Source organism: Lutispora thermophila DSM 19022 (assembly GCF_900142105.1).
Lineage (GTDB): Bacteria > Bacillota > Clostridia > Lutisporales > Lutisporaceae > Lutispora > Lutispora thermophila.
The window spans coordinates 1-5,641 of sequence record NZ_FQZS01000050.1 but is presented as its reverse complement, the minus strand read 5'-3'; the positions used below and the strand labels follow the sequence as shown (position 1 = coordinate 5,641).

Genomic DNA, 5,641 nt, shown 5'->3' with positions numbered 1-5,641 from the left:
AATGTTTTTGACCTCTTCCCATTGTAGACACTTCCTTTCACTTCTTATTTTAAATCGTTCGAACTTCTGTGTCTACAAAACTATACTAACACTACCTGCTAATGAATAATCATACTATAACTCTTATTTTTGTGTTATCTTAAATATTAACAAATATATTCATAAGGATGTGGTTACTTTGGGTTTTTCCGGTAGAACAGTAATTATAACTGGAGCTGCAAATGGAATCGGTAAGGGAATTGCTCTACATTATGCCATGCAAGGAGCCAACATTGTTGTAGCCGATATGGATGAACAAGCTGGAACAGAAACAGTTTCTCTGATTAAAGAAAAGTTAGGAAAAGCCATTTTCGTACAGACCGATGTTCGAAAAGAAATAGATATTGTCCATTTAATGGAAATATCCTTTCAAACATACTATCGAATCGATATTTTAATCAATAATGCTGGAAAAGTGTTATTTAAATCACCATATGATTTAACCGTAGAAGAATGGGATGACCTGATAAACACGAATTTAAGAAGCGTTTTCTTAGGCTCACGTGAAGCAGCAAAATATATGCGTCAGAATAAAGATGGTGGTTCTATTGTCAATATTGCCTCCACAAGAGCACTTATGTCTGAGCCCAATTCCGAGGCCTATGCTGCTACCAAAGGTGGAATTGTTGCTCTTACCCATGCTCTGGCAGCTTCCTTGAGTAAATATAAAATTACGGTTAATTGCATTTCCCCAGGTTGGATTGAAACAGGTAATTATACGCAATTACGATCAATTGACCATGAACAACATCTGTCCAGACGAGTAGGAAAACCGGAGGATATTGCCAGAGCTTGTATTTACTTAACATCGAAAGAAAATGATTTCATCACAGGCATTAACCTTATTGTGGATGGTGGAATGACTCGAAAAATGATCTATGAAGAGTAAAACCATCTAAATAAAACCGGTTTCGAGCTCTATATCTTGAAACCGGCTTTATTTTCTATATAGTAGAATTAGTCTCTAATGATCTTCACGTAGAACTCCCTGTTTCTAGGCCCATCAAATTCACAGAAGTATATTCCCTGCCATGTACCAAGCAGAAGCTTTCCTTCCTGAATTATCACTGTACAAGAAGATCCCATGAGAGATGCTTTTATATGAGCATGAGAGTTTCCTTCATAATGAAAATATTCTCCATGTACAGGATATGTTTTGTCCAATGCAGTAATCATATCCCGCACAACATCAGGATCAGCATTTTCGTTAATAGTGATTCCGGCTGTTGTATGAGGCACATATATGACTGCAATACCATCACGTACATTGCTGTTTTTTACTTCTTCGCCCACCATATTGGTTATGTCGATGAACTGCTGTGGTTTTGTGGTTTGAATTATGTAGCGCATACTGTATTCCTCCTAATGGAGAAAATTATTCTACTATCTTCTCCTTCATCTTTCCTATAAGCTCCAACACTCCAGCTTCTATCTTTCTAAGGTCCTCTTCCTTCGGTGCACCTTCAAATTCAACTGATTGGATAAAACTCCAGTTCATTTTGTTCCTTTCCATTATTTCATTCAACTCTTTCTCTGCACCTCCTGACCATCCATAGGACCCAAATCTAAAGGCTAATTTACCTGCAATCTTCTTTCTTCCAACTTCATCCAAGGCCGCTGCAACTGGTGGGAATAGCTTATACTCATAAGTAGGCGCTGCAATAATAATTCCTGCAGATTTAAAAACAGTTGCCACCATTTCACTGTCACTATCAATTGGCATTTCCAGCTTGTTGTACTTAACTCCTTCTCTTTGAAGTATGCCTTCAACATAATCAACTGCTTTTGCAGTCATTCCATACATGGAGCCCCACAATATAGTTACTTCGTTTTTTCCTGCCCCTTCTGCGTATTGGGAAAACCTAAAATAATCATCTATGATTTTTTGAGGATTTTTTCTATAAACCGGACCATGGCCAGGTGCTATAGTGCTTATTTCCAAAGTTTTTGCTTTTTCGATTGCCTTTCTCAAGCTAGGTGTAAAGGTTGTCATTACGTTGGAATAATACCTTATTCCTTCTGATTCAAAGAAATCTACCTCTTCTGTTGTCATCTCATCATCAAAACAATGGTCTCCCATTCTGCCAAATGATCCGAACATATCGCAGGAAAATAGAGTTTTTGTATCTCTTTCATAGGTGTACATGGTATCTGGCCAGTGAACATTTGGCACTGGATGAAAGCTCAGTACCTTACCCTTTCCAAGGTCCAGAGTATCTCCTTCTTTCACAATTCTTATATTTTCTCCACCATAAAAGGAAGCTACCATCTTTGCCGCTTTATCAGTACATATTACTGTAAAATCATCCTTAATTTTTCGGAAGTTTGAAATCCAGCCAGAATGGTCTGGCTCCATATGATTAACAATCAAGTAATCTATATTCTGTGGATCAACACCTATTTCTTCTAAGTTTTGGTAAAGGGTTTCAGGTATTCCATCCCAACCAATTACACCATCAATTATTGCAGTCTTTTCTCCCCTCACTATGTAGGAATTTAGAGTCACTCCGTTTGCAAGCTCCCAAATTCCCTCAAATAATATGTCCTCAACATTCATGGTAAGCATATATATTCCGTCTGCAATTTTCAACTTCTTCATGTCTTATCCTCCTTTAACTCATAATAAAATATCCATTGTGAAATTGCTCATCATGTTAATAATTACCTATAGTTCATAAGTAAATGTATAGAAGATATATAAATATTATACAATATATTCAAACATCTCGGAATGACTATTATAAATATCAACACATTTAAATCATATTGATTAAGTTATTCTTATTTGGTACAGATGTTAGAAAAATAAATATACTTTCCGGAATCAAAAAATCTCTTAATTTCTAAAGACTTACAAATAAAAACCAACAATCTTCAAAGTTTGCTTCTTGTACCATAAATACCAAATTGTTATAATATTATAAAAATATAATTATACCTATGGGTATCTGAGAGGGTGATTTTATGTCTTGCTACTATATTGTCGGTGTTCGAATGGAGAACAGAATTGACAATGCAGTTAAATTTCAAGAAGTACTTACAAAAAACGGGTGTAAGATCAAAACACGCCTTGGATTACATGAAGTGAGTGACAATGCATGCTCAAATGACGGTATTATCATATTGCAACCTTATGGCAGCAGGGAGGATGTTGAATCATTGGTCAATGAACTCAACAGCTTGGAAGGCATAACAGCGCGGTATATAGATTTAAACTAAAGCAAATATGTTGCAGTAACAGTGATAAAGTTCCACAGACAATTTTACAATAACTGTCTGCGGAACTTTATTTACCTACCAGCTCTACATGCAGCTTATTACATCTATAGATCACTTTCCTATCATCATGGATAACAGTTATTTGATATCAAGTGCAGCTTCCCATTCAGCTTCTTTAAAACCAACCAAAACGAAATCATCGCTGATAAGAATTGGACGCTTCACAAGCATACCATCTGATGCCATCAATCTTAATTGTTCATCCTCGTTCATAGCGGGAAGCTTGTCCTTCAGATTCAATTGTTTATACAATAATCCGCTGGTATTGAAGAACTTCTTCAATGGCAGATCGCTCTTTTTATACCAATCCTTCAGCTCATCCATTGTAGGATTATTTTCTTTGATATTCCTTTCTTCAAAGTTAATACCCTTTGTCACCAGCCACTTCTTGGCTTTCTGGCAGGTAGTGCATTTCGGATAACATATAAATATCATAATGTACCTCCGTTCTTTTTCCTCTTTTGTGAAGCTAAATCAAATTTGCAAATCACTTTGATATTTTCTATTCCCAAAGGTAAGCAGTCATTGTCAATGACCCTAATTCACAGGATTTATTATAAATACTGATTTTGTCGTCTTCTTCCGATGCTCCCAATATATATAGCAGAGGATAAAAATAATCCGGCGTCGGCACTGCCAGCTTTGCAATATCGCCAATCTCATTGTATTTCAGGATTTTATCATGATTTCTGCTTAATATGTTTTCGTAAATATAATCATCAAACTCATATGCCCAGTCAAAGCCCTTGTTAACTTTATGCCAGTCAACCAACCTTAAGTTATGAACAACATTTCCGCTTCCAATCATGAGAACACCTTTTTCCCTTAAGACTCTAAGTTCCTTACCTATTTTGTAGTGTTCCTCCAGAGGAGCAGCAGCATCTATACTGATTTGAAACACAGGCACATCTCTATCTGGATACATATGGACTAATACCGACCAGGTTCCGTGATCTATACCCCAAGAATTATCATATTCTGTTTCTTTTGAAATCAACTGCCTAGCAACCTTTGCCATGTGGGGTGACCCTGAAGTGTTATAAGAAACCTCATACAACTTTTTTGGGAAACCATAAAAGTCATGTATCGTTTTTGGGTTATTTTCGTTCATAATTTTAGTTCCATTAGTATACCAGTGAGCTGAAACAGCTAATATCACTTCAGGTTTTGGTATCTTTTTTGCTATGCTTTTCCAAGCTTTTGAATAATCATTATCCTCGATTGCATTCATGGGTGACCCATGCCCAACAAACAAAACAGGCATTTTTGACATAGTATTTTGCAATCCTTTCTTATGAAAATGACATTTGAATTACAATCTCATTATATTTAGAAAAATAATCCGACATCAATAATAATAAAGATGTCGGACCCCATATCATATTAAAGAACTAAAGAGGGCGCTGTATAAACCCTTGTTTTCATTTCACTATCCAACATATATAATCCTTTCGGATCTCCTGCAAACAAATCATATTTCTTGACATTTTCATCTGCATTCTTTTCTTCTTCACCTTGTTCCTTAATGAACCAGTCAAGAAACTGCATTGTACGGAAATCCTTGACTTTCAATGCAGCTTCATATATTTTACTTATGGATTCAGTCACATACTTTTCATGTTCTAGCGCTTTTACCAACGGTTCTTTATAATTGTTGTATTTCTCATCAGGAGAAGATATCTCTGTTAATATTATCGATTCCCCATTATTTAATAAGTATTGCCGAAACAGCAAAGCATGATCCCGTTCTTCCTGTGCTTGTATGAAAAACCAATTCTCAAAGCCAGCTAAATTTTGGTCTGCATAATAATTAGCCATGTGTAAGTATAAATATGAAGAATAAAACTCTTTATTAATTTGCTCATTCAGCAATTTTACTACTTCTTGATTAAGCATATTATCCATCACCTCTTATTTACAATTTACAAATAGACATATTCCACGAATATGTCTATTTGGATACTTGTATCCAATTATATATCATTATATCATGTTTTTACAATACTTTCAGAAATTTTATTAATTTTGATATGAGTCGTCAACTTTTGAGCAATAAACTACAGCTATAACTCCAGTATCTCCATTATATGATTATTTATTATTAATTTAACTTTTAAAATAGCTAAGATTATTTATATATTAAACGCTAAAAAAGGCAGTTGAATCATCAACTGCCTCTCAGTTTGCTTATCTCATATTTCCTTAATGGTCATTGTAGTTTAAACTTGTTAACTTCACCGAGGAGTTCCTGTGCCACATATTCTAATTGGCTTGCAGATTGGGCAATGGTCTCCATCGAAGCCAATTGCTCTTCAGATGAAGC

The 5,641-nt window shown here is 35.3% G+C and carries 7 protein-coding genes; 2 read left to right on the top strand and 5 right to left on the bottom strand.

Features of this window, described 5'->3' with window-relative positions; genetic code table 11:
- The first annotated feature begins 178 nt into the window (after window positions 1–178).
- Window positions 179–928, top strand: coding sequence for a glucose 1-dehydrogenase (locus BUB48_RS17225; RefSeq protein WP_073028141.1), 750 nt, complete (start codon window positions 179–181; stop codon window positions 926–928).
- A 68-nt stretch (window positions 929–996) separates the two neighbouring features.
- Here BUB48_RS17225 and BUB48_RS17220 read toward each other — a convergent pair whose 3' ends face one another.
- Window positions 997–1,389, bottom strand: a complete 393-nt coding sequence (locus BUB48_RS17220) for a secondary thiamine-phosphate synthase enzyme YjbQ (RefSeq protein ID WP_073028139.1) — start codon at window positions 1,387–1,389, stop codon at window positions 997–999.
- A 25-nt stretch (window positions 1,390–1,414) separates the two neighbouring features.
- Window positions 1,415–2,638 (bottom strand): FprA family A-type flavoprotein, encoded by a 1,224-nt coding sequence (locus BUB48_RS17215; protein WP_073028136.1) that lies wholly within the window; start codon window positions 2,636–2,638, stop codon window positions 1,415–1,417.
- Between the two features lie 365 nt (window positions 2,639–3,003).
- Here BUB48_RS17215 and BUB48_RS17210 point away from each other — a divergent pair, with 365 nt between their 5' ends.
- The gene (locus BUB48_RS17210) at window positions 3,004–3,258 is read left to right on the top strand and encodes a hypothetical protein (RefSeq protein ID WP_073028134.1); all 255 of its coding nucleotides are present in this window, start codon (window positions 3,004–3,006) and stop codon (window positions 3,256–3,258) included.
- 138 nt (window positions 3,259–3,396) lie between these two features.
- On the opposite strand, the gene BUB48_RS17205 is transcribed toward BUB48_RS17210, so the two are convergent.
- From BUB48_RS17205 to BUB48_RS17195, 3 genes are all read right to left on the bottom strand, one after another.
- A complete protein-coding gene (locus BUB48_RS17205) occupies window positions 3,397–3,753 on the bottom strand; it encodes an arsenate reductase family protein (RefSeq protein ID WP_073028131.1) in 357 nt (118 codons plus the stop codon).
- Between the two features lie 67 nt (window positions 3,754–3,820).
- The gene (gene ygiD / locus BUB48_RS17200) at window positions 3,821–4,582 is read right to left on the bottom strand and encodes a 4,5-DOPA-extradiol-dioxygenase (RefSeq protein WP_333782649.1); all 762 of its coding nucleotides are present in this window, start codon (window positions 4,580–4,582) and stop codon (window positions 3,821–3,823) included.
- Between the two features lie 119 nt (window positions 4,583–4,701).
- The gene (locus BUB48_RS17195) at window positions 4,702–5,214 is read right to left on the bottom strand and encodes a ferritin (protein WP_073028127.1); all 513 of its coding nucleotides are present in this window, start codon (window positions 5,212–5,214) and stop codon (window positions 4,702–4,704) included.
- Between the last annotated feature and the right edge of the window lie 427 nt (window positions 5,215–5,641).

Excerpts from the sequence above, each read along its gene's own strand:
- BUB48_RS17210 (WP_073028134.1), top strand. The coding sequence starts at position 3,004 with ATGTCTTGCTACTATATTGTCGGTGTTCGAATGGAGAACAGAATTGAC.
- BUB48_RS17220 (WP_073028139.1), bottom strand. The coding sequence starts at position 1,389 with ATGCGCTACATAATTCAAACCACAAAACCACAGCAGTTCATCGACATA.
- BUB48_RS17215 (WP_073028136.1), bottom strand. The coding sequence starts at position 2,638 with ATGAAGAAGTTGAAAATTGCAGACGGAATATATATGCTTACCATGAAT.
- BUB48_RS17195 (WP_073028127.1), bottom strand. The coding sequence starts at position 5,214 with ATGCTTAATCAAGAAGTAGTAAAATTGCTGAATGAGCAAATTAATAAA.
- ygiD (WP_333782649.1), bottom strand. The coding sequence starts at position 4,582 with ATGCCTGTTTTGTTTGTTGGGCATGGGTCACCCATGAATGCAATCGAG.
- BUB48_RS17205 (WP_073028131.1), bottom strand. The coding sequence starts at position 3,753 with ATGATATTTATATGTTATCCGAAATGCACTACCTGCCAGAAAGCCAAG.